We start from the raw sequence: 22,648 nt of genomic DNA on the forward strand, positions 1-22,648 counted from the left end.
AATGCTGAATCTCGAAACCGCGCAATCGCCGCACACGCTGCGCCGGGTCGCGATCGAACCGGTGTCCCGCGTCGAGGGGCACGGCAAGGTGACGATCCTGCTCGACGAGGAGAACCGAGTCCATCAGGTCCGCCTCCACATCGTCGAGTTCCGCGGCTTCGAAGTCTTCATCGAAGGGCGGCCGTTCTGGGAAGTGCCGGTCACCGTGCAGCGCCTGTGCGGCATCTGCCCGGTCAGCCATCACATCGCCGCCGGCAAGGCGATGGACATCGTCGCCGGCTACGGCCCGCTGACCCCGACCGCCGAGAAGCTGCGCCGCCTGTTGCATTACGGTCAGATCGTGCAGTCGCACGCGCTGCACTTCTTCCACCTCGCTTCGCCCGATCTGCTGTTCGGCTTCGACAGCGAGGTCAGCAAGCGCAATGTCATCGGCGTCGCGGCCGCCTTCCCCGATCTCGCCAGGCGCGGCGTGATGACGCGCAAGTGGGGCCAGGAGGTCATCCGCCACATCGTCGGCAAGCGCATCCACGGCACCGGCGTCATTCCCGGCGGCATGAACAAGCCGCTGCATGTCGACGAGCGCGACACGTTGCGCCGCGACGTCGACGAGATCGTCGGCTGGGCGCGCGAGTCGGTCGATCTGGTCGCTTCGCTGTACGAGACCAATCCCGACTTCTACAAGCGTTTCGGCGAGTCGCGCTCCAACATGATGGGCCTCGTCAACGCGGCCGGCGAGACCGACTTCTACCACGGCGGCTTGCGCGCCCAGGACGCCGACGGCGGGCCGATCTTCGACCACGTCGACTACACGACCTACCAGGACGTGTTCCAGGAAGAGACCAAGCCCTGGAGCTACATGAAGTTCCCGCACATCAAGGCGCTGGGGGCGGAGAACGGCTCGTATCGCGTCGGTCCGCTGGCGCGCGTCCAGGTCGCCGACCGCCTGTCGACGCCGCTCGCCGAAGACCAGCGGCGCAAGTTCGTCGCGCTCGGGCAGGGCAAGCCGCTGCACGGCGCGCTGATGTTCCACTGGGCGCGGATGATCGAGCTGCTCAACGCCGCCGAGATGGCGCGCGACCTGCTCAACGACGCCGAGATCATCGGTACGGACCTGATGGCGGACAAGGGACCGCGGCGCGGCGAAGGCGTCGGCGTGATCGAGGCGCCGCGCGGCACCTTGTTCCACCACTACAAGGTCGGCGACGACGACCTCGTCACCTATTGCAACCTCATCGTCTCGACGACCAACAACAACCAGGCGATGAACGAGGCGATCCGCGCCGTCGCGGCGCGCTTCCTCACCGGCCGCGAGGTGACCGAGGGGCTGCTCAACCACATCGAGGTGGCGATCCGCGCCTACGACCCGTGCCTCAGCTGCGCGACTCATGCGCTCGGCCAGATGCCGCTCGAAGTCGACATCCTCGACGCCGACGGCGCGCTGGTGAGCCGCGGCCGTAAGGGCGACTGATGCGGCTCGTCGTCCTCGGCTGGGGCAACGACGCGCGCGGCGACGACGCGCTCGGCCCGGCGTTGCTCGATCGCATCGCCGCCGCCTGGCCCGACCTGCCGATGGTCGACGACTACCAGTTGCAGATCGAGCATGCGCTTGATCTGGTCGAGGCCGACTGCGCCTTGTTTCTCGACGCCGGCAAGGACACGCCCGCTCCGTTCGCGTTCTCCCGCCTCGCGCCGAAGCGCGACGCGACCCACTCGACCCATGCGCTGTCGCCCGAGGCGGTGCTCGACGTCTACGTCCAGGTGCGCGGCGAAGCGCCGCCGCCGGCCTTCGCGCTGTGCGTGCGCGGCGAGCGCTTCGAGCTCGGCGAAGGCCTGAGCCCCGACGGCGTCGAGCGTCTCGAACTCGCGTGGGATTTCGTCAAGACGCTGATGGCCGAACAATCGGTCGAGGCTTGGGACGGACTGGCGCGCCAATCGGCGCCGCTGGCGCGCATGCCGGCGTAAAGACGCTCTCACTGTAAGAGCGCGTTGCTTTTGGATTGCGCCACTCTCTGCCGTCACTGCGAGCAAGGCGAAGCAATCCAGACTAAGTGGCCGCCGCAATCTCGAAGTCTGGATCCCCCCGGACTTGATCCGGGGGTCGCGATGACGACCCGGATGTTTCGACTTGAATGCATCATGCGTCGGCGCCGCCCTCACTTCCACATCGCCCGCATGCGCGCGGCGAGGTCGACCTTCGGCCCTTCGGCGAATCGCGGCGCGGCTTCGGCGGCCGCGCGAGGCCAGGCGACGCGCTCGAAGTGCTTGAGCAGCGGGCTCGGAATGAAGCGGGTGCGCGCGGCGGAAACGTAGCGGTCGCCGTTCTTCGCCTGTCCGTGGACATAGAAGCGCTGCGGCACGATCAGCGTCAGCGCGTCGCGCGCCCGCGTCATCGCGACATAGAGCAGCCGCCGTTCTTCCTCGATCTCTTCCGACGATCCGGCGGCGAGGTCGGACGGGATGCAGCCATCGACGCAGTTTAGCACGAACACCGACTTCCATTCCTGCCCCTTGGCCGAATGGATGGTCGAGAGGATGAGATAGTCTTCGTCGCGTAGCGGCGGCCCCGCTTCGTCGCTCGACGCATCGGGCGGGTCGAGCGTCAGCTCGGCGAGGAAGCGCTCGCGCGAAGCGAAGGTCGCGGCGATGCGCTCGAGCGCGTCGAGGTCGGCGGCGCGCGGCGCGACGTCGTCGTAGGTTTCGGCGAGCGTGTCGCGCCGCCAGGCGATCGCTTCGCTCAAGTCGCTCGGCCAAGGCGCAGGCGCAGCGAGGCGCGCCATCAGCGCGGCGAATTCGGCGAAAGCTTCGCGCGCGCGCGCCGGCGCCGGCCAGGAAGCCAGGCTGGCGAAGCTCTCGTCGGCCGCCGCGGCGGCGACGATTTTCTCGGCGCTCGCCGGGCCGATCCCCGGCAGCAATTGCGCGACGCGGAAGCCGGCGACGCGGTCGCGCGGGTTGGAGGCGAAGCGCAGCAGCGCCAGCGCGTCCTTGATATGCGCGGAATCGAGGAACTTCAACCCGCCGAACTTGACGAACGGGATGTTGCGCCGCGTCAGCTCCAATTCCAGCGCCGCCGAATGATGCGAGGCGCGGAACAGCACCGCCTGCGACTTCAGGCTCGCGCCCGCTTCGCGGTTCTCCAGCACCCGCAGCGCGACGAAGCGCGCCTGATCGCCCTCTTCGCCGACGGCGACCAGCTCCGGCGGCGCGCCGCCGGCGCGCTCGCTCCACAGGTTCTTGGCGAAGCGCTCCGGCGCGAGCGCGATCACGGCGTTGGCGGCGGCGAGGATCGGCTGGGTCGAGCGATAGTTGCGCTCGAGCGTGACGACGCGCGCCGGCGGCGTGAAGGCGCGCGGAAACTCGAGGATGTTGCGCACCGTCGCGGCGCGGAAGGAATAGATCGACTGCGCGTCGTCGCCAACCACGGTGAGGCCGCGCCCCTCAGGCCTGAGCTTCAGCACGATCTCCGCCTGCAGGCGGTTGGTGTCCTGATATTCGTCGACCAGCAGATGGTCGAAGCGCGCCGCGACTTCGGCCGCGAGCATCGGCTCGGAGAGCATCTGGGCGAAATAGAGCAGCAGGTCGTCGTAATCGAGCACGCGCTGGCGCTGCTTGGTCTCGACGTAGGACGCGAACAGGCCGCGCAACGCCGCTTCGTGCGCCGCCGCCCAGGGAAAGTGGCGGCCGAGCGCCTCCTCGAGCGATACTTGCGCGTTGGCGACGCGCGAATAGATCGCCAGACACGTCGCCTTGGTCGGGAAGCGCTCCTCCTTCTGCGACAGGCCGGCCTCGTGGCGGCAGAGCGCCATCAGGTCGGCCGAATCCTCGCGGTCGTGGATGGTGAAGGCCGGGTCGAGGCCGATGCGCGGCGCGTATTCGCGCAACAGCCGCGCGCCGATCGAATGGAAGGTGCCGCTGTAGCTCGGCGTCGCCGCCGCCGCAGCCTCGGGGGCGAGGCGGCGGGCGAGGATGCGCTGGACGCGGCGGTTGAGCTCGGCCGCGGCGCGGCGCGAGAAGGTCGCCAGCATGATGCGCTTGGGGTCGACGCCGGCAAGCACGAGATGGGCGAGGCGATGGGCGAGCGTCGCCGTCTTGCCGACCCCGGCGCCGGCGATCACCAGCAGCGGCTCCTCGCCATGCTCGACCGCCAGCCGCTGCGCGTCGTTCAGCGCGTCGGCGGGGTCGGAACGAATCGCGGAAAGCGCCATGGCGCCAGGGGAACACGGTTCGGCGTTTGTTCGCAACGGCTTCATCGCGCAGGAGGGGCGGCGAGGACGAGGGGCGGCGAGCGAGGGCCGGTGACAAAGCGCCAGCGAAGCGAGGCGAAACGAAACGCAATGAAGCGAAACGCAAACGAAATCGGCGATTGCGTCTGCGAAGTCGTAAGGCGTTGATTTGTAAGGGTGGCGAAGTCGGCGAAATGCACGGTATGAAAGTTTTCCAATGGGTTAGGGGGCGTTTCGTTTCGCGGGCGACGAACGGGGCGGGTGAGGCGCGACGCGGCGGGCGATGGGGAGATGCTCGCCTGAGCATTATATTCGATTTTCCGATTTTCAGAAAGCCGTTAGTGCTCGCGTTAGTGCTCGCGCGGGAGGCGGGCGGGACTTGCCCTCATCCGTCGGCCTTCGGCCGACACCTTCTCCCGCAGGCGGAAGAAGGGGCGCGCGCCTCCGCTCCGCCAAGCGAGCAATGAACAAAGCTGCGCGCATTGGCGCGTGGGGCGCCGCTAGTTGCGCGTTCGCTTGTGCAGGGAGGTTCTGGCAGAACCGGATGCGGCGATAGTCATGTCCGAGGGGCGCCGAGTTCGGCGTTTGCCCGCGAGCGACGAAGGCGTTCAAAACGCCTTCGGCAGGCCGGCGTCCTTGAGGATGCCGATCGCGGTATGGCGAGACTTGATCTGAACGGGCACGACGATCCGCTTTCCGGCGGCGGTCGTCCAGACGTCGTGATCGCCCTTGCCGTGGCGCAGGAACGCGCTTCCCGCTTCGGTCAGCCTGGTTCGCACCACGTTGCCGAAGTCCTTCATGCGGCGATGCGCGCGCGCAGCGAAGCGTGGGCGATGATCTCCACCGGGATCTCGCCTGCCGCCTCTTCGCCCTCAAGCAGGTCGGCGACGGCGACGGCGACGTTGCGGCAAAACGCCTCGAACGTGTCGCCTTCGACGCGCAGACCTTCGACATCCGAAGACTGGACGTACCACACGCCCGCCTCGTCATCGTGGGCGGCTTTGACGACTGCAACACGCATGGCCGGCTCCTGTCATGGACCGGCCAACTGTACCACGCCGGTCCGTCCCTCAGAAACACGCCCGGCAGGCGTCGTTCGCTAGCGGGACAGGGGCCGGGATCGCGACTTGCCCTCATCCGGCGGGCAAAGCCGGCCCCGCAGGCGGGAGAAGGGGGGCAGGGTCCGCCGCTGGCCGGCGGGCGCAGGTTCGCGGCTCGCGCTTCCCCGATCACGCACGTGTGTGTCGGCGGCGGGTGGAACGACGGCGTCCGGTGCGTGACAGCGGCGGCATTCACGATAAGCTCGGCGCACTTCCGGCGAGGGTCGCGCGGAAGCGGCGCTCCCCGCGCCGCGGAGGCACCATGTTGCGTTTGCCGCTGGCGCTCGCGATGGTTGCGGCGCTCGCCGGAGCCGAGGCGCGCGCGCAAACGCCCGCGCCCGTCGATCACGCGAAGATCGAGACCTTCGTCGACGGCGCGGTGCGCGAAGCGATGCGCGCCGACAAGATCGCCGGCGTCAGCGTCGCGATCGTCGACCGCGCCGGCGTCGTCATGACCCGCGGCTACGGCGCCGCCGCATTCGAGCCCTACCGCAAGGTCGACGCCGACACCCTGTTTCGCGTCGGCTCGATTTCGAAGACGCCGGTCTGGATCGCGATCATGCAGCTCGTCGAGGGCGGCAAGCTCGGTCTCGACGATCCGATCAACGATCATCTGCCGCCCGAGTTGCGCATTCCCGACGAAGGCTTCCAGAAGCCGATTCGCGTTCGCGATCTGATGACCCATGCGGCGGGGTTCGAGGACTCGATCGAAGGCCTGTTCGTCCACGACCCGACGAAACTGCTGCCGCTCGACCGCAGCCTCGCCGTCCATCGCGTCCATCGGGTGCGCGAGCCGGGGACGCTCGCCGTCTATTCCAATTACGGCGCGGCGCTCGCCGGCGCGCTGGTCGCCAATGTCGCGGGAGAGGCGTGGCAGGACTATGCCGAACGGCGCATCCTGCGTCCGCTCGGCATGGCGACGGCGACCTATCGCGAGCCTTATCCTGACACGGTCGCGACGGCGCTCGGTCTTCCCGCGCCGATGTCGCCCGAGACGCTGGGCAAGACGACCAACGGCTTTTCGTGGTCGGCGGGCGCCTATCACACGCAGGCTTTCGAATATGTGTCGAACGACGCGCCGGCGGGGGCGATGTCGGCGAGCGCCGACGACATGGCCGCCTACATGCAGGCGCTGCTCGATCCCGAGACAATGGCGAAGGCGGGCGTGCTCAAGGCGGCGACGGCGCTCGCCCTGCGCGAACCGCTGTTCGCTAATACGCCCGAGCTCGGCGCCCGGCTGCACGGCTTCTTCGACCTCAGCGCCACGCGCGGTCGGCGCGGTTTCGGCCATGGCGGCGCGCTGGTCTTCCAGAAGTCGACGATGGAGATCTATCCCGACGAAGGCGTCGCGATCTTCATCTCCGTCAACACGCCGAACGGCGGGGCGCTGCTCGACAAGCTCCCCGGCCTGCTGCTCGATCTCTTCTATCCGAAGACGAATCCGCCGCCGCCGCCCGCCGAGGACGCGAAGACGGAAGGGGCGAAGGTCGCCGGCGTCTATCGCGCGTTGCGGGTTCCGAGCTTTCGCAGCGAGGCGGCGGCGATCCGCTATTTCAGTTCGTTCGCCGTGCGGGCGCTGCCGAGCGGAGCCATCGTGGTCGGCGGCGACCGGCGCTACAAGCCGCTCGGCGGCGGCGTCTTCGCCGCGATCGCCGATCGTGGGCGCATCGCGTTTCATGAACAGGATGGCCGCATGCGGCTGTTCGATTCGTCCGGCGTCTTTCCGTCCGACCGCATCGGCTTCTTCGAGACCGGCCGCTGGTTGCGTTGGATCACCGGCCTGGCGGCGGCGCTCGGCCTGTGGGCGATCGCAGCGGCGGCGGAGCGTCGCCTTCGCGGCGATCGGCGCGGACGGCGCGCGATCATCGTCCTCGACGCCTTGAGTCTGCTGTGGCTCGCCGCCGGAGCGACCTTTCTCGCGGGGGCCCATGCGTGGGCGAAGGTCGGCGCGTCCTACCTCTACGACTATCCCGGCTTCCTTTACCCGATCGCTTGCTGGGCGCTGCTCGTCGCCGCCGTCGCGACGCCGGTCGCGGCGGGCCTCGCTTTCGTCTGGCTGCGCCCGACGGCGTGGAGCCGCTGGCTGTGGTTCAGGAATCTCGCCACGCTCGCCGTTTATGCGGCGCTCATCGCCACGCTGTTCGAATGGCGGCTCCTCGGCTTCGCCAGCTGAGCCGCGCCCGCCGTCGGCGTCTGTCGCCGCCGCCGCCAGGATCGTCAAGACCGCCAAGGCGGCCGGCAGGAGCTTTCGCATGACCGGCCGTCCGGATAGGGTCGCCGCGCCGCGCGCCGCCGCGCCGAAGCGACACAAGCGAAGATGAGCGCTGTCCAGAAACTCGCCGAAGCCCTGTCGCGCCGATCGGCGATCCCCATCGGCGTGTGGGCGCTCGGCGGGGTGTCGCTGCTGATGGACGTCTCATCCGAGATGATCCATGCGCTGCTGCCGATCTACCTCGTCACGATCATGGGCGCGTCGATGGAGGCGGTCGGGATCATCGAAGGCGTCGCCGAGGCGACCGCGTCGATCGTCAAGGTGTTCTCCGGCGCGCTGTCGGACCGTCTCGGCCGGCGCAAGCTGCTGACCGGGCTCGGCTACGGCCTCGCCGCCTTCACCAAGCCGATCTTCCCGCTCGCCGGCTCGCTCGGCTGGGTCGCGGCGGCGCGCTTCCTCGACCGCGTCGGCAAGGGAATCCGCGGCGCGCCGCGCGACGCGCTGATCGCCGACATCGCGCCGCCCGCGTTGCGCGGCGCGAGCTTCGGCCTGCGCCAGACGCTCGACACGGTCGGCGCCTTCGTCGGGCCGCTGATCGCCATCGCGCTGATGGCGGCGACCGGCGGCGCCTTCCGCGTCGTGTTCTGGGTCGCGGTCGTTCCGGCCTTCCTCGCCGTCGCGTTGCTGGTCACGGTCGTCAAGGAGCCGGAGACGCGACGCGCGGCGGGCGACGCGCGGCCGACGTTCGACCGCGCCGCGCTCCGGAGGCTCGGCGGCGCCTATTGGCTGGTCGTCGCCGTCGCGGCCATGTTCGCGCTGGCGCGCTTCTCCGAGGCGTTCCTGGTGCTGAGGGTCCAGGGCCTCGGCCTGCCGCTGGCGCTGGCGCCGCTGACGCTGGTGACGATGAACGTCGTCTACGCGCTTGCCGCCTATCCGGCCGGCGCGCTCTCCGACCGGCTCGACCGGCTGACGGTCGCGGCGATCGGCTTCTATCTGCTGGTCGCCGCCGATCTCGTGCTCGCCTTCGCCGGCGGGCTCGCCGGCGCGGCGCTCGGTGTGGCGCTATGGGGCCTGCACCTCGGCCTGACCCAGGGCGTGCTCGCCGCGCTGGTCGCCGATTCCGCGCCCGCCGATCAGCGCGGCGCGGCCTTCGGCGTCTTCAACTTCGTCAGCGGCGTGGCCGCGCTTGTCGCCAGCCTCGCCGCCGGCGCGTTGTGGGATGCGCTCGGGCCCGCCGCGACCTTCCTCGCCGGCGCGCTGGTCTGCGCATTGGCGCTCGTCGCGCTGTCGCTCGCCGCGCGTGTCGCGCCCATCCTGCGCGCGCCGCCGAGCGGGGCGGGACGGAAGTAGGGGCGGCGCCGAGAGAGCGTAGGCGCGTCTATTTCGCCGGCGTTCCGCCGCCCGCGGCAGGCGACGGCCCTTCCTTCGGCTTGTCGGCTTTGGGCGCGATCTTCGGCCCGCCGCCGATGTTGATCGGACCCGGCTTCGGCTTTCCGCCGATCGGATGCGCCGCGCGCAAGGCGACGTTGTCGCGCATGGCCTTCGTCAGGCCGTCGAGGATGGTCTTGGGCGTTCTGGCCATCGCGTCGTCCCCCTCAATTCGCCGCGGCGGTGATGACTTCGATGAACTGGATCTGCTCGGCGGCGATATAAGCGCCGCGAACCGGCGCAAACGGCTGATAGTTGGCGCCGACGACCGAGCCGATCTCGTCGAGATAGAGGTCGCGCACCTCTTTGTCGGTCGAGGCCGCCGAGCCGATCTGCGCGTTGGTCCAGCGGCCGACGATCGGCTGCGCATCCTTCAGGTGAACGATCAGCACCGACCCGGGCGGCAGGTTGACGACGACGGATTCCCATGCGGTGGCGTAAGGCGACAGGAATTTGACGCCGAAAGCCCGCAACAATCTCCCGACGACGTCCCGGCGTTCGAACAAGCCGGCGGCGAGACCGGCGGCGGCGGGAATCGCCACCAAAGCGACGATCGATTCGGCGCCGGCGATGGGCTGGCGAAAGGCCTCGGGCGCGCCGAGGAAGGTCGCCGACGCCCAGATCGCCAAATACCAATAGAGAACCGAAACGATGATGAACGCGACGACGTCGTCCTTGCCCAGCGAAGGGAAAGCGCCTTTGAGCGCGAACGAGCGGAACAGAATGAAGAACGCGCCGGGCACGACCCAATCGAGGATGGCGATCGCGTCGAAACTCTTGAACAGGTCTTCCATCTCACCCTCTTGCGCGGAGCGGCCGCCGCGCGCCGACGGCGCCGAAAAGTTCCGTGAACGAACGGAAGATGGCCGGCGTCTTTGGCGTCGCCGGGCCCGGTCGCTTCGTCGACCGGAGCGCTTTCGCTTGTGAGCCTGTCCAGAACCACAAACGCTACGCGAATTCCAGACGGCGCACAATCGGAGCGAGCCGCCGGCAAAGTCCCCCTCTTCTTGCCCTTAGGGAAAGTGGGCGCAGCTCATCGCATGTTGCCGGTGTGCCCGAGCGAGTAGCGCCCCGGTTGCGGCCAGACGGTGAGGCCGTGCGGCATGCCGCCGACCGGGATCGTCTTCACCGAGCCGTCGTCGGTGTTGAAGGCGTAGACGACGCCGTCGTAGCGGCCCGACAGCCACAGATATTTGCCGTCGGCCGAGACGTTGCCCATGTCGGGGCTGCCGCCGCCGGGGATCGTCCAGTTGGCGACGATCTTGCGCGTGGCGAAATCCATCACCGAGACGCTGCCGTCGGCGTGGCGCTCGCCGCCGAGATTGTGGGTGCCGCGGTTGGAGATGAACAGCCGCTTGCCGTCACGGCTGGGATAGAGCCCGTGCGCGCCGACGCCGGTCGGGATGAAGCCGGTCTCCTTGAAGGCGTCGCCGTCGATGACGATCAGCCCGTCCTTGAGCATGTCGGCGACGAAGAACGCCGAGCCGTCGGGCGCGATGCGGATGTCCTGCGGGATGTGACCGGGCGAGAGCTGCAGCATGCCGGCGAGGGTGTGGTGGACGAGGTCGATCTTGGCCAGCGTGTCGTCGTATTCGCAGGTGAAGATCGCGTAGGCGCCGTCGAGCGAGAAGTCGGCGTGGTTGATTCCGGCGCAGCGCGGCGCGGCGATGTAGCCTTGCAGCGCCATCGTGTGCGGGTCGCGGAACTCGAGCCGCCGCTTGGCCTCGGCGACGACGATCGCCGAACGCCCGTCGGGAGTGAAATACATGTTGTAGGCGTCGGGCAGGTCGATCGTCCGGGTGACCTTGCCGGTCTTGGGGTCGATCGCCGCCACCGAGGCGTGGCCGCCGCGATAGCTGATGTCGCCCGACACCCACAGCGTCTGCAGGTCCCACGACGGCACGATGTGCTGGGGGCTGGGGATGGCGAAATAGCTGTCGACCACCTGGAAGGTCTCGGGATCGATGACGTCGACCTTGCCGGTGATGAGGTTGGGCGCGTAGACGCGGTTCAGCGCGCCGGCGGTCGCCGGGCTGATGTCGCTCGTCGCGATCGAGGCGTAGACGTTCTTCGGGTCGACGAGCGGCGGCATGTTCATGTTGGCGGGCGGCAGCTTGAACGTCGCCGCCGCCGGCCCGAGCTCATAGGCGGCGCGCTGGATGAAGTCCTCGGGCGTTCGGCCGTCCTCGACATGGGCGCGGCACAGAGCGGCGCAGAATTCGCCGTCGACGCACAGGCTGGGGATGGTCAGCGATTGCGCGCCGTCGATCAGCGAGTCCGAACCGATGCAGACGGCGAGGGTCGCGGCAGCGACGCCGGCCAGGAATCGCAAATTCATTGTCCCCGCTCTGGTCACCTCGAGCCCGCGGTCCGCAGCCGCGCCGACGACGATTCTGGCGCATGGCGAATGAAGCGGGGATGAACGGCGGGTCGGGCGCCAACCCGGGCAAATTCGCCGGCCTCGGCGCCGACGCCCGACGGCGCCTCGTCTCCCGACATTCGCGCTGGACGGGCCGGGCGGCGTCGATCAAGCTGCCCCGCCTGGATTTTGGTCCAGGTCGCGGCGGGGAGGAAACACAGTGCCCAGTCAGCTTGCTTGGAGCGCCGGATTTGTGGGCGCTCTTCTCGCCTTCGGCGCCGGCGGCGGCGCGACGGCGGCGACGGTGATGGCCTTCGACGAGGCGGCCAACGGCGCCGCTGCGCAACCCCGGACGATGATTCTGGACGCGAATCGGCTGCGAATGTCCACGGCGGCGATAGACTTCGTCTTTCGTGGCGATCTGAACAAGGTGTGGGTGCTGCGCTCGAAAAACCACACCTACTTCGAACTGACGCCCGGGGGCCTTGGCCAGATGGGCGCCCGAATGGATCAGGCGATGGCGCAGATGAAGGAGAAGTTGGCCGCTGTGCCCGAGGCGCAGCGCAAGCAAGTCGAGGCCATGATGGCCTCGCATCTGGGGCTGGGCGCGGCGACGGCGCCGCCGCAAGTCGCTTACGAGAAAGCCGGCGATTCGCGCACCGTGGGAGACTGGAGCTGCGCGCCCTATCAAGTCGTCGTGGGCGGAAAGGCTTCGTCGGAAGTTTGCATCGCCAAATTGTCGGACTTGGGCTTGAGTCGCGACGATCTGACCGTTTTCGCCAGCTTCGGCGCCTTCATGGCGAAGATGACCGCGGCAATGGGCGTCTTGCGTTCGCCGATGTCGTCGATCGACTACGACTCGATGACGAAGGCGATCGGCTTCGACGGATTTCCGGTGCAGACGACGGCCAAGCTTGGCGACGGCGGCCGCCAGATCGTCGTCACCCTCAAGTCGATCCAGCGTCAAGACGCGCCTGCGGATGCTTTCGACATTCCCGCTGGCTATACGAAGATCGATTTCGCCAGCATGGGACGGCTCTTGGCGCCGGAGTGACCCTGATCCGTCTCGCGCGCGGTGAAATCCCGCCGCCGCCCCCGGGCGCCGCAAGTTTGCGCACGTGCAGTTTGCGACGGCTCAAGGCCGGCCATCGGAAGCGGCCGATAATGACAATCGGGAAGGTTCTTTGACAGAGGAAGGCGCGATGAACGGCATCATCCTTTTCGTCACTCCGGCGGTCGCGGCGCTCGGCGCCCTCGCTACACTGCGCCTGTTCGTCCAGGCGCGGAACGCTGCGAAAACGAATCCGGCCCGCGTGCGGGTTCCGGCTCGCCGCCCGCATTGGCGCTGACCCGGCCGCGTCGCCGCCGCCGTGGCGCTCCGCAAGCCCGCTCTTTGGCCGCCCGGCGATTGAGTCGCGCACAAGCGAAACGAGGAACGCGGGACGGCGGTCGGCGAAATACGATAGGGTGACGCATCAGACCGCTCTGACCGGGGGGCAAGGCGCGATGAACGACGTCATCCTGCATGCCCATCCGACGTTCGGGGTGTTGGGCATTCTGGCTTCGGTATGGGTGTTCGTCGAAGCGTTGAACGCGTCTGAAGCGAATCGGTCGCGCGTGCGGGTCGCCGCCTTCGTCGTTACGGCCTGCATGCTGATCGCCTGGGCGCTGGGCGGTTACGGCTACACCGTCCTCTACGCGCCGGAGAAGGCGATCATTCTCGCCGGGCCGTGGCCCTGGGCGCACAACTTCGTCATGGAGACGAAGGCGCGGCTGTTCTTTATCCCGCTGATTCTCGCCCTCTATCTGCCGATCGCCGCCACAGCCAATATCGCCCGCAGCCGCGGCGCGCGGATCGTGGTGATGGCGGCGGCCGCCCTCATCGTCCTCAACGGCCTGGCGATCGAAGGCGCAGGCGCGGTCGTCGATTATGCGGTCAGCGCCGGATTCGTCCACAACGGGATCACAGGAGCCCAATGATGAGCGCCGTTCCCCCTGTCGACGCCGGCGCCGAGACGAACGACGCCCTCAAAGGCCCCCCCGCCGGTTTCGGCCTCGCCGCCGTGATCGCGATCCTGTTCAACACCGCGCTCGCCTGGGCGGAGAACGTCGACGAGCCGCTGAACGCCTATATGGCGTCGCTTTCCGGCGATCCCTGGCGCACGCACGGGTTCGCCGCCGTCGCCGTTTTTATCGTCCTCGGCTATTTCTTCACCTCGCGCGGATTCCGCATCGACGGCTCGCGCCTTGCGGCTCTGCTGGTGGCGGCTTCGATCGTCGCCGGCGGCGGCCTCGCGCTGTGGCTCGTGCTGATCTGACCGTGGGACGGCCGGCGTTCACCGCCCCTGATAGGCGACGCGCCAGATTGCGCCGCCGGCGTCGTCGGTGACCAGCAACGCGCCGTCATGCGCGACGGCGACGTCGACCGGCCGCCCCCATACGCTGGCGTCGTCGGCGACGAAGCCGACGAGGAAATCTTCGTATTCGCCGGTCGGCGCGCCGTCCTCGAACGGCAGCCGAACGACCTTGTAGCCGGTGCGCTTGGCGCGGTTCCACGAGCCGTGCAGCGCGACGAAGGCGTCGCCGCGATAGGCGGCGGGGAACTGCGCGCCTTCATAGAACGTGATTCCGAGCGGCGCGGAATGGGCCTGGATCAGCACGTCGGGCGTGGTCACGGATTTGGCGAGGTCGCCGCGGAGTCCCGCCAAGCGCGGGTCCTCGTGGTCGCCGATGTAGAACCATGGCCAACCGTAGAAGGCGCCCGGCTTGACGCTGGTCACGTAGTCGGGCGGCAGGTCGTCGCCAAGCGCGTCGCGCTCGTTGACCGCGCACCACAGCGCCCCCGACTGCGGCTGCACCGTCAGGCCGGAGCAGTTGCGCAAGCCGGTCGCAAACACCCGCATGCCGCCGCCGTCGGGGTCGAAGGCGAGCACGTCGGCGCGGTTCTCCTGCGCGCCCCAGGCCGCGCCGGGCGCGTGTTTCGCCACGAAGGCGGCCAGTCCTTCGGCCGGCGCCTCTGGCATTTCTTCGGCGATGTTGGAGGCCGAGCCGACCGAGACGAACATCGTCTTGCCGTCGGCCGAGAAGGCGAGGTCGCGCGTCCAGTGGCCGCGCCCCGCCGGCAGCGATGGGACGACGACCTCGGCTGGCCCCGCCGCCTGGGTATCGCCGTTGCGGTAGGGGAAGCGCACGACCCGGTCGGTCTCGGCGACATAGACGTAGCGCGGGTCGGGACCGGGCGGGTAGAAGGCGATTCCGAACGGGCGATGGAGCCCGGCGGCGAAGGTCGCGGCGCTCGCCGCTTTCGCCGCGCCGTCGGCGGCGCTGAGCGCCGCGACGCGGCCGGCGGCGCTCTCGGCGACGAAGACGTCGCCGTTCGGCGCGACGCGGACGACGCGCGGCTGATTGAGGCCGGAGGCGAATAGGCTGACGACGAAGCCTTCGGGCGCTTTCGGCAGCGCGCTCTCGGGACGCGCGACGACCCGCGACGGATTGGCGACCGAGCGCGACGCCCCCGGCGCCGGCAGGTCGGCCGCCGTCAGCTTGCGGCGCACGCCCGGCGCGTCGCTGCGCCAATCCCCGTAGGCGGCTGCGCCGATGCGCGTCGCGCTGTCGTCGGCGAGCGCCAGCAGCGACGAGCCGGCGATCAGAATGCTGGCGAGGAGGAGAGGAAGGCGCATGCCGACGGCTCCCTGGCGGCGCGGCGCGAGGCCCCGCACGACGCAACCGAGGATGCGCGCGGACGGCCCGCCACTTCAACCACAGATCCGTGGGGATCGCGAGGATGTGACCGCGGCGTCCCTCGCGAAGTCGTGACGGTGACGCGCTTCGACGCCGGCGGCGCGTTCAGCCAGTCTTGGTCTGCCCCAGTCGCACCACGCGCCTCGCCGTCCCCGGGCCCGCCATCACCACCACCATCAGGAAGACGCCGCGCACGACCGACTGCCAATAGGCGCTGAGGCTGATCCAGCCCATGCCGTTCTCGAAATTGAGCACGTTGAAGATCAAGCCGAGCAAGAGCACGCCGGCCAAAGTCGTCGCCACCGAGCCGACGCCGCCGGTCAACAAGGTTCCGCCGACGACGACGGCGGCGATCGAGAACAATTCCCAACCGACGCCCTCGGCCGGCTGGCCGGCGCCGAACTGGGCGGCGAGGATGACGCCGGCAAGACTGGCGAAGACGCTCGACTGCACGTAGGTGAGGAAAATGACCCGATCGACGGGCAGGCCCATCAGGCGCGCCGCTTCCTCGTTGCCGCCGACCGCCAGGATGTTGCGGCCGAAGCTGGTGTAGTTGAGGACGATCGAGCCGTAGACATAGGCGAGGAGGGCGATCCAGGCGGGGACGGGAAAGCCGAGGAAATCGCCTTGCCCGAGCCAGGTGAAATCAGTGTCGTAGGAGACCGAAACCGACTGGTTGTGCGCGAGCAGCAGCGCGGTTCCGCTCGCCGCGAGCTCGCCCGACAGCGTGGCGATGAACGGCAGGATCCGCATCCGCGTCACCATGAAGCCGTTGATCATGCCGACTGCGACGCCGGCGGCGAGGCCGCCGAGCAGTCCCGGCAGAACGCCCAGCGGCGACAGCATCGCCGAGACCACGCTCGCCAAGGCCGCCGTCGTTCCGACCGAAAGGTCGATGCCCGCGGTCATGATGACGAAGCACATGCCGAGGCCGGTCAGCGCGAACATCGAATTGTAGCGCAGGACGCTCAGCACGTTGAACGCGCCGAGGAAGTGATCGTAGCGCAGCGCGCCGAACAGAATGAGAAGGAACAGCGCAATCAGCACGCGCTGTTGGCCCGCCCACGCCGAAAGGCCCGAACGAATCGTCGGGGCCGCGTTCGCCGGAAGCGCGCTCACGACGGCATACTCCTTTGCTGGGACCACACCGCGCCGGCGATGATCGCGCCCTTCACCACCAGCGCGGCCGCGTCGGGCACGCCGTTGGCGAGCAGGGTGTAGCGCAGAAGCTGGATCAGCAGCGCGCCGAGCAGCGACCCGACCACCGTCGCCCGGCCGCCGGTGAAGGGCGTTCCGCCGACCGCGACCGCGGCGATGGCGTCGAGCTCCATCCCGAGGCCGACCAGATTGGCGTCGCTCGACGAATTGATCGACACCACCACCAGCCCGGCGACGCCGGCGCACAGACCGCTGATCGCATAGACCCAACGTTTGACCGGCGCGACCGGAACGCCGGCCAGCCGCGCCGCCTTCTCGTTGCCGCCGACGGCGAGGATCTGTCGGCCGAATAGCGTTCGGCGCAACATCCACGCGGCGGCGGCGACCATCGCCAGCATGACCAGGACTTGGCACGGCAGGCCGAAGACGCGGCCGAGGCCGATGAACTGAAACGACGGGTTCTTGAACGTCTGCAAATTGCCGTTGGTGATCACTTGTCCGATGCCGCGTCCGGCGATGAACAGCACCAAGGTCGCGACGATCGGTTGAACCCGAAAGCGGGTGATGAACCAGCCGTTGAACAGCCCGAGCAATCCCGCGACGCCGATCGGAACGACGAAAGCGAGAATGTTGCCGATGGCGAGATGGTCGCGCCCGAACGGGCTGAGAAAGATCAGCGGGGCGAGCGCGCCCGAGATCGCCATCAGCGAACCGACCGAGAGGTCGATGCCGCCGGTGGCGATGACCAGCGTCATGCCGACCGAGACGATGACGATCGTCGCCACCTGGGTCAGGTTGACGTTCAACGTCTGCCAGGTGGCGAAGTTGGGCGTCACGGCGAAATTGAACGCCAGCAGCACGACGATGGCCGAAAGCGCCGCGTAGCGTCGCAGAAAGTTCCCGACGTTCAGCGACGTCCTCGGCCGCCCGATAGCTTGCGCGTCAGCCATGTTCCATTCCATCAGCGGAAAGCGCACTGGCGTCGTGCGCCATCGCCGCCATGATCGCCGACGCGCTCGATTTGGCGTGTGGCAGATCGGCGACGGTGCGGCCGTCGCTCAGGACGAAGACCCGGTCGGCGCCTTCGACGATCTCTTCGAGCTCCGATGAAATCATCAGCACCCCGAGACCCTGGTCGGCGAGTTCCTTGATCAGCGATTGAATTTCGACCTTGGCGCCGACGTCGATGCCGCGGGTGGGCTCGTCGAGGATCAGCAGCTTGGGGTCGGTGCAAAGCCAGCGCGCCAGCAGGACCTTCTGCTGGTTGCCGCCCGACAGCTCGCGCACTTTCTGCTCGATGTCGGCAGTCTTGATCGCCAGGCGGGCGATGAACCGGTCGACGATCGCCCGCTGGCGCGCCTCGTCGACGACGCCGAAGCGGGTGAGCCGCGGCAACAGCGCGAGCGTGATGTTCTCGCGCACCGACATGTCGGGAACGATGCCCTCGACCTTGCGATCCTCGGAGCAGAAGCCGACGCCGAGCGTGATCGCCTCGATGGGTTCCCTTGGCGAAGCGACCTTGCCCATCAGTCGAATCGCGCCGGCGTCGGGCGGATCGGCGCCGAAAATCGCGCGCGCCACTTCGGTCCGCCCTGATCCCAGCAGGCCCGCGAGCCCGACGATCTGTCCGGCGCGCACCTCGAGGCGCGCGTCGCTGACTTTTCTGCCGACGACGAGCCCTTCCGCGGCGAGCACTTCTGCGCCCGCCGCCGCCGAGGCGCCCTGGAAACCGGTGGCGCGCTCGCGCACCGCTTCGAGATCGCGCCCGAGCATCGCCGCGATGAGATGCAACTTGTCGACGTCGGCCATCCGGCTGGTCATCACGGTGCGGCCGTCGCGCATCACCGTCACCCGGTCGCAGATCTGATAGAGCTCGTCCAGTCGATGGGTGATGAAGATCACCGAGACGCCCTCGGCGCGCAATTGCCGGATGACGTCGAACAGAACCGCGACCTCGCGCTCGTCGAGCGACGATGTCGGCTCGTCCATGATCACCAGGCGCGCCTTGAACGACACCGCGCGCGCGATGGCGACCATCTGCTGGATCGCGGTGCTGAATTCCATCAGCGGGCGGCGCACGTCGATCTCGACGGCGAAGCGGCGCAACAAATCCGCGGCGTCGCGGTTCATGCGCCGCCAATCGAGCAGTCCGTAGCGGCGAAATTCGCGGCCGAGGAAAATATTCTCGGCGACCGAGCGGAAGGGGATGAGATTGATCTCTTGGTAGATCGTGCTGATGCCGCCGTGCTGCGCCGCCAGTGGCGAGGCGAACTCGACCGTCTCGCCGCCGAAGACGGTTTCGCCGGCGTCCTTTCCGTGAGCGCCGGTCAGCACCTTGATCAGCGTCGATTTGCCGGCGCCGTTTTGGCCAACCAGCCCCATCACCTCGGCCGGCTCGACCTCGAGCGTCGCGGCGGCGAGCGCGTGGGCGCCCATGAACCGCTTGTCGATATTGCGCATGGAGAGGAGGGGAGAGGACGACGGCATCAGGGCTTTCACCGATCGGCGGCGCACGGCCTCGCCGCGACCCCTCCCGCTCGCTTCGCGGCGGGTGGGAGGGGCTTTGGCGAGGTGGGGTCTATTTGGGCACAGTTAGAACGCGCTCGCCAGCATTTCCTTGGCGTTGCTCGCGTCGTAGAATCGATCCGGATTGATGATGACCGGCGGGATCTTATCGCCCGCGGCATAGCTATACATAATTTCGAAGGCCTTGGGCCCGAAGTGCGGGCTGCATTCGCAGATCGCGCCGATCTTGCCGTCGACGATCGCCTGGACGCCGTCCTTCTCGCCGTCGATCGAGACGATGAGAATGTCCTTGCCCGGAACCTTGCCGGCCGCTTCGACCGCCGCGATGGCGCCGAGCGCCATCTCGTCGTTGTGCGCGTAGATGATCGTCGCGTCCGAATGGGCCTGCAGGAGCGTTTCGGCGACCTGGCGTCCCTTGTCGCGAGCGAAATCCCCCGACTGGCTGGCGAGAATGACCATGTCGGGCGCCCCGGCCTTGATCGCGTCGTCGAAGCCCTTCTTGCGGTCATTGGCGGGCGAAGCGCCGATGGTGCCCTCGAGCTCGAGGATCTTGCCCTTGCCGCCGGTGGTCTTGATCAACCATTCGGCGACGCGCTGGCCCTCCTGGATGAAGTTCGAGCCGACGAACGCGAGATAGTCCTCGCCCGCCTTGGCGAGCGACGGGTCGACGCTGCGGTCGATCAGGAGAACCGGGATGCCCGCCTTCTTGGCGGCCATGACGGCCGGGATGAGCGGCTTCTCTTCGCGCGGGGCGAGGAAGATGAAGTCGACGCCCTGGGCGATCATGCTGTTGACGTCGGCGACCTGCTTGGCGGCCGAGCTGGCGGCGTCGGTATAGACCAACTGGCAGCCGCGCTTCTTGGCTTCGTCCTGCATGCTGGCGGTCTGCGCCAGGCGCCACGGATTGTTGCTTTCCGTCTGGGCGAAGCCGACTTTGTAAGTGTCCTTCTTCTTCAGCGGCGGCACAGCCGCAAAAGCGGGCCAGATCGCCAACGCCGCGGCGCTGCCGACCGTACCGACCAATAATGTGCGGCGATCTATGATCATTGTGTTTCCTCCTGACGCGACGCCGAATTTATCGGCGTCAAATACCGGTTTGCGACCGTTTCGAGTGGGGCGACATTGTTCTTTTCTCGAGGCGTCCCCATTGCGGCCCGAGGTTGCGGCGAAGGTTCCCACCGAAGATAATCAATGTCAATGGGCGACGCCCTCTCGGAGGTGCGACGTGTTCGCATTATAATTGGTTGTCAAAGGTTTGCGTTGCTAATAATATGCGCAACCGACATGGGAGGATGAGGCGGCGGATGCGCGCGCGGCGAAGCGACAAGCTCGGCGAAAGCAGAGCGCGATCCGAGCGGGGCGGTCGCGGGCGCCGCCCGACGATGGACGACGTCGCCAACGAGGCGGACGTGTCCCAGACAACCGTTTCCTTGGTCCTCAACCACGCCGACGGCGCGCGCCTTTCGTCGCTGACGCGCGAGCGCGTCATCAAGGCGGCGGCCAAGCTCGGCTACCAGCCCGGACGTCGCGGCGGCGCGCCGCCGTCACGCGCCGCGACCATCGGCTTCATCTGCGACGAAATTTCGACAGACCCCTGGACCTCGATCGGTTTCGACGGCGTGCGCGAAAAGGCGTGGGAGCGCGGGCTCACCGTCACGGTCGCGGTGACGCGCGGCGACGTCGACATGGAGGCGGCGGCGCTCGAGCAACTCGCGTCTCAGCCGCTGCTTGGCCTGATCTACGCCACCATCAACACCCGCCTCGTCCATCCGCCGGCGACGCTTCCGCGAACGCCGACCGTCCTGCTGAATTGCCACGTCGCCAACGCAGCGCTGCCGTCGGTCGTGCCTGGCGAACTCGCCGGCGGACACGTCGCCACCAATTTCCTGCTCCGCGCCGGCCACCGGCGCATCGGCTACATCAACGGCGAGCCGAGCATGGAAGCCTCGCGCCAGCGCCTGAAGGGTTATCGCCGGGCGCTCGCCACCGCCGACCTGCCGTTCGATCCGGAGCTGGTGCGCGACGGCAATTGGCAGCCGATATCCGGCTACGAAGGCGCCCAGGCGCTGATGCGCCTGCCCAAGCGACCGAGCGCGATCTTCTGCGCCAACGATTTGATGGCGGTCGGCTGCTACGAAGCGCTGCGCGAACTGGGCCTGAGAATCCCCGACGACGTCGCGGTGATGGGCTACGACGATCGCGAGATCGCTCGCCATCTTCACCCGCCGCTGACGACCGTTCTTCTTCCCCATTTCGAGATGGGGACGATCGCGGCCGAGCTGCTGTTCGACATGGCGGCGCGGCTCGCCGCGCGCCCCGATCAAATCAAGGTCGAATGCCCTATAGTCGAGCGCAAGTCGGTCTAACTGCGCCGAGTGAAAAAGGGAGGAAAGGCGATGACGGAAACGCTGAGCGCATTGGCGAAAGGCGCGTTGAACGATCTCGGCCGGGTCTTCGCCGCCTTGCCGGACGACGCCGCCGACGCGCTGGTCGAAGCGATCGTCGCCGCCAAGCGGATCGTGGTGTTCGGCTGCGGGCGCGAGGGCCTGCAGATGCGCGGCTTCGCGATGCGCCTGTTCCACATGGGACGCGACGTTTCGGTCTGGGGCGACATGACGACGCCGCCGGTCGGGCTGGGCGATCTGCTGCTCGTCTCGGCCGGACCCGGCTATCTCGCGAGCGCCGCGGTTCTGGTCGACATCGCCCACAAGGCGGGCGCGCGGACGGCGCTGGTCACCGCGCAACCCGGCGGCGAACTGGCCAAGCGCGTCGACGTCGTCACCGTGGTGCCGGCGCAAACGATGGCGAACGACCAGGGCGCGAACTTGTCGGTCCTGCCGATGGGATCGCTGTTCGAGACCGCGCAGATGATCTTTTTCGAGCTCGTGATCCTCAAGCTGCGGCCGCGGTTCCGCGAGACGTCCGAGACCATGCGCGCGCGGCACACCAATCTCGAGTGAGAGTAGTTCGAACACTGGAGTTCGATCACGCGTCATGGCCGGGCTTGACCCGGCCATCCAAGCGGCGCAGGCACGTCGTAACTTTCGACGCGCGGCCCGCGGTACGGCTTGGATGGCCGGGTCAAGCCCGGCCATGACGCCGAGAGGGCTACCTACCAAGAGTCTGATCGGTTTTCGCCGATGCTCGGCCAGCGTTTGTCCGACCACCTATCGCTCGCAATGACGGTCGCTCGCTAGTGCGCCTCGTCCCAGTTCTCCGCCGCGCGCGCTTCGACGGCGAGCGGGACGCCGAGCTTCACCGCGGGCTCGGGCGCTTCGATTATGATCGTCTTCGCCAGCGCGATCGTCGCTTCGACCTGATCGTCGGGCGCCTCGAACACAAGTTCGTCGTGCACCTGCATCAGCATCTTGGCGTCGAGCTTCGCACGCGCGAGCGCGCTGTCCATGCGCACCATCGCGCGGCGGATGATGTCGGCGGCGGCGCCTTGCAGCGGCGCGTTGATCGCCGCGCGCTCGTTGAACGCGCGCTCGGACGGGTTGGCGGCGTTGATGCGCGGGAAATGACACTTGCGGCCGAAGATCGTGCGCACAAAGCCGTCGGCGCGCGCCTGTTTCTTGGTCGCGTCCATGTAGTCGCGGATGCCGGGGAAGCGCTCGAAATACTTCTTGATGTAGGCGCCGGCCTCCTTGCGCGGGACGCCGAGCTGGTTGGCGAGGCCGAAAGCCGAAATGCCGTAGATGATGCCGAAGTTGATCGCCTTGGCGCGGCGGCGCACCTCGCTCGGCATGTCTTTCACCGGCACGCCGAACATTTCGGAGGCGGTCATCGCGTGGATGTCGAGCCCGTCGGCGAAAGCCTCCTTCAGCGCGCCGATGTCGGCGGGACGCGCTCGGTCGCCCCGTGCGCAGACGCATCTTATGCCATGTCGGAGGTCAGCGTCTTT

General features: G+C 68.1%; 22 protein-coding genes. 10 read left to right on the forward strand and 12 right to left on the reverse strand.

The features are described from left to right. Window position 1: 1 nt before the first annotated feature. Together ABSF49_RS00770 and ABSF49_RS00775 are read left to right on the forward strand one after the other, a co-directional pair. Window positions 2-1,468 carry a Ni/Fe hydrogenase subunit alpha gene (locus tag ABSF49_RS00770; RefSeq protein ID WP_424110719.1) on the forward strand — a complete coding sequence of 489 codons (1,467 nt, stop codon included), beginning with the start codon at window positions 2-4 and terminating at the stop codon, window positions 1,466-1,468. Next, window positions 1,468-1,962, forward strand: a complete 495-nt coding sequence (locus ABSF49_RS00775; RefSeq protein WP_424110720.1) for a hydrogenase maturation protease — start codon at window positions 1,468-1,470, stop codon at window positions 1,960-1,962. The genes ABSF49_RS00770 and ABSF49_RS00775 overlap by 1 nt, the downstream gene beginning before the upstream one ends. A 191-nt stretch (window positions 1,963-2,153) precedes the next feature. Here ABSF49_RS00775 and ABSF49_RS00780 read toward each other — a convergent pair whose 3' ends face one another. From ABSF49_RS00780 to ABSF49_RS00790, 3 genes are all read right to left on the reverse strand, one after another. Further along, on the reverse strand, window positions 2,154-4,202 hold the full coding sequence (locus ABSF49_RS00780) for an ATP-dependent helicase (RefSeq protein WP_424110721.1): 2,049 nt from the start codon (window positions 4,200-4,202) through the stop codon (window positions 2,154-2,156). A gap of 626 nt (window positions 4,203-4,828) precedes the next feature. After that, on the reverse strand, window positions 4,829-5,002 hold the full coding sequence (locus ABSF49_RS00785) for a type II toxin-antitoxin system HicA family toxin (RefSeq protein WP_424110722.1): 174 nt from the start codon (window positions 5,000-5,002) through the stop codon (window positions 4,829-4,831). 14 nt (window positions 5,003-5,016) lie between these two features. Next, on the reverse strand, window positions 5,017-5,241 hold the full coding sequence (locus tag ABSF49_RS00790; protein ID WP_424110723.1) for a DUF1902 domain-containing protein: 225 nt from the start codon (window positions 5,239-5,241) through the stop codon (window positions 5,017-5,019). 341 nt (window positions 5,242-5,582) lie between these two features. On the opposite strand from ABSF49_RS00790, the gene ABSF49_RS00795 reads away from it, so the two are divergent. After that, window positions 5,583-7,493, forward strand: coding sequence for a serine hydrolase domain-containing protein (locus ABSF49_RS00795; protein ID WP_424110724.1), 1,911 nt, complete (start codon window positions 5,583-5,585; stop codon window positions 7,491-7,493). Window positions 7,494-7,637: 144 nt separating this feature from the next. Next, the gene (locus tag ABSF49_RS00800; RefSeq protein ID WP_424110725.1) at window positions 7,638-8,882 is read left to right on the forward strand and encodes an MFS transporter; all 1,245 of its coding nucleotides are present in this window, start codon (window positions 7,638-7,640) and stop codon (window positions 8,880-8,882) included. A gap of 28 nt (window positions 8,883-8,910) precedes the next feature. Here ABSF49_RS00800 and ABSF49_RS00805 read toward each other — a convergent pair whose 3' ends face one another. The 3 genes from ABSF49_RS00805 to ABSF49_RS00815 all read right to left on the reverse strand — a co-directional run bounded on the left by ABSF49_RS00805 (window position 8,911) and on the right by ABSF49_RS00815 (window position 11,298). Then, window positions 8,911-9,114: a hypothetical protein gene (locus ABSF49_RS00805; RefSeq protein WP_424110726.1), complete on the reverse strand. Its 204-nt coding sequence runs from the start codon at window positions 9,112-9,114 to the stop codon at window positions 8,911-8,913. A gap of 13 nt (window positions 9,115-9,127) precedes the next feature. Continuing rightward, window positions 9,128-9,754 (reverse strand): DUF6338 family protein, encoded by a 627-nt coding sequence (locus tag ABSF49_RS00810; RefSeq protein WP_424110727.1) that lies wholly within the window; start codon window positions 9,752-9,754, stop codon window positions 9,128-9,130. A 239-nt stretch (window positions 9,755-9,993) separates the two neighbouring features. After that, entirely contained in the window at window positions 9,994-11,298 is a 1,305-nt protein-coding gene (locus ABSF49_RS00815; protein WP_424110728.1) for a YncE family protein, read from the reverse strand. A 274-nt stretch (window positions 11,299-11,572) separates the two neighbouring features. Here ABSF49_RS00815 and ABSF49_RS00820 point away from each other — a divergent pair, with 274 nt between their 5' ends. From ABSF49_RS00820 to ABSF49_RS00835, 4 genes are all read left to right on the forward strand, one after another. Beyond that, complete coding sequence (locus tag ABSF49_RS00820; protein ID WP_424110729.1) at window positions 11,573-12,373, forward strand: DUF4412 domain-containing protein; 801 nt, start codon at window positions 11,573-11,575, stop codon at window positions 12,371-12,373. 148 nt (window positions 12,374-12,521) lie between these two features. Further along, the gene (locus ABSF49_RS00825) at window positions 12,522-12,668 is read left to right on the forward strand and encodes a hypothetical protein (RefSeq protein WP_424110730.1); all 147 of its coding nucleotides are present in this window, start codon (window positions 12,522-12,524) and stop codon (window positions 12,666-12,668) included. A gap of 157 nt (window positions 12,669-12,825) precedes the next feature. After that, window positions 12,826-13,299, forward strand: a complete 474-nt coding sequence (locus tag ABSF49_RS00830) for a hypothetical protein (RefSeq protein WP_424110731.1) — start codon at window positions 12,826-12,828, stop codon at window positions 13,297-13,299. Continuing rightward, a complete protein-coding gene (locus ABSF49_RS00835; protein ID WP_424110732.1) occupies window positions 13,299-13,637 on the forward strand; it encodes a hypothetical protein in 339 nt (112 codons plus the stop codon). The genes ABSF49_RS00830 and ABSF49_RS00835 overlap by 1 nt, the downstream gene beginning before the upstream one ends. Before the next feature lie 18 nt (window positions 13,638-13,655). Here the strand turns inward: ABSF49_RS00835 and ABSF49_RS00840 are convergent, their stop codons facing one another. The 5 genes from ABSF49_RS00840 to ABSF49_RS00860 form a co-directional block, all read right to left on the reverse strand. Next, window positions 13,656-14,999, reverse strand: a complete 1,344-nt coding sequence (locus tag ABSF49_RS00840) for a PQQ-dependent sugar dehydrogenase (RefSeq protein ID WP_424110733.1) — start codon at window positions 14,997-14,999, stop codon at window positions 13,656-13,658. Between the two features lie 166 nt (window positions 15,000-15,165). Beyond that, on the reverse strand, window positions 15,166-16,146 hold the full coding sequence (locus ABSF49_RS00845) for an ABC transporter permease (protein WP_424110740.1): 981 nt from the start codon (window positions 16,144-16,146) through the stop codon (window positions 15,166-15,168). A 29-nt stretch (window positions 16,147-16,175) separates the two neighbouring features. Then, window positions 16,176-17,168, reverse strand: coding sequence for an ABC transporter permease (locus tag ABSF49_RS00850; RefSeq protein WP_424110734.1), 993 nt, complete (start codon window positions 17,166-17,168; stop codon window positions 16,176-16,178). After that, a complete protein-coding gene (locus ABSF49_RS00855; RefSeq protein ID WP_424110735.1) occupies window positions 17,161-18,705 on the reverse strand; it encodes a sugar ABC transporter ATP-binding protein in 1,545 nt (514 codons plus the stop codon). Before ABSF49_RS00855 ends, ABSF49_RS00850 begins: the two co-directional genes overlap by 8 nt. 105 nt (window positions 18,706-18,810) lie before the next feature. Continuing rightward, on the reverse strand, window positions 18,811-19,791 hold the full coding sequence (locus tag ABSF49_RS00860) for an ABC transporter substrate-binding protein (protein ID WP_424110736.1): 981 nt from the start codon (window positions 19,789-19,791) through the stop codon (window positions 18,811-18,813). Between the two features lie 335 nt (window positions 19,792-20,126). Between ABSF49_RS00860 and ABSF49_RS00865 the strand changes: the two genes are divergently transcribed. Both ABSF49_RS00865 and ABSF49_RS00870 read left to right on the forward strand, forming a co-directional pair. After that, the gene (locus ABSF49_RS00865) at window positions 20,127-21,110 is read left to right on the forward strand and encodes a LacI family DNA-binding transcriptional regulator (protein ID WP_424110737.1); all 984 of its coding nucleotides are present in this window, start codon (window positions 20,127-20,129) and stop codon (window positions 21,108-21,110) included. Between the two features lie 30 nt (window positions 21,111-21,140). Beyond that, window positions 21,141-21,704 (forward strand): phosphoheptose isomerase family protein, encoded by a 564-nt coding sequence (locus ABSF49_RS00870; protein ID WP_424110738.1) that lies wholly within the window; start codon window positions 21,141-21,143, stop codon window positions 21,702-21,704. Between the two features lie 233 nt (window positions 21,705-21,937). On the opposite strand, the gene ABSF49_RS00875 is transcribed toward ABSF49_RS00870, so the two are convergent. Further along, window positions 21,938-22,648 (reverse strand): DNA polymerase (locus ABSF49_RS00875; protein WP_424110739.1); only part of this gene is annotated, 711 nt, incomplete at its 5' end.

The organism is Roseiarcus sp. (assembly GCF_049514155.1).
In the GTDB taxonomy this organism is placed as follows: domain Bacteria; phylum Pseudomonadota; class Alphaproteobacteria; order Rhizobiales; family Beijerinckiaceae; genus Roseiarcus.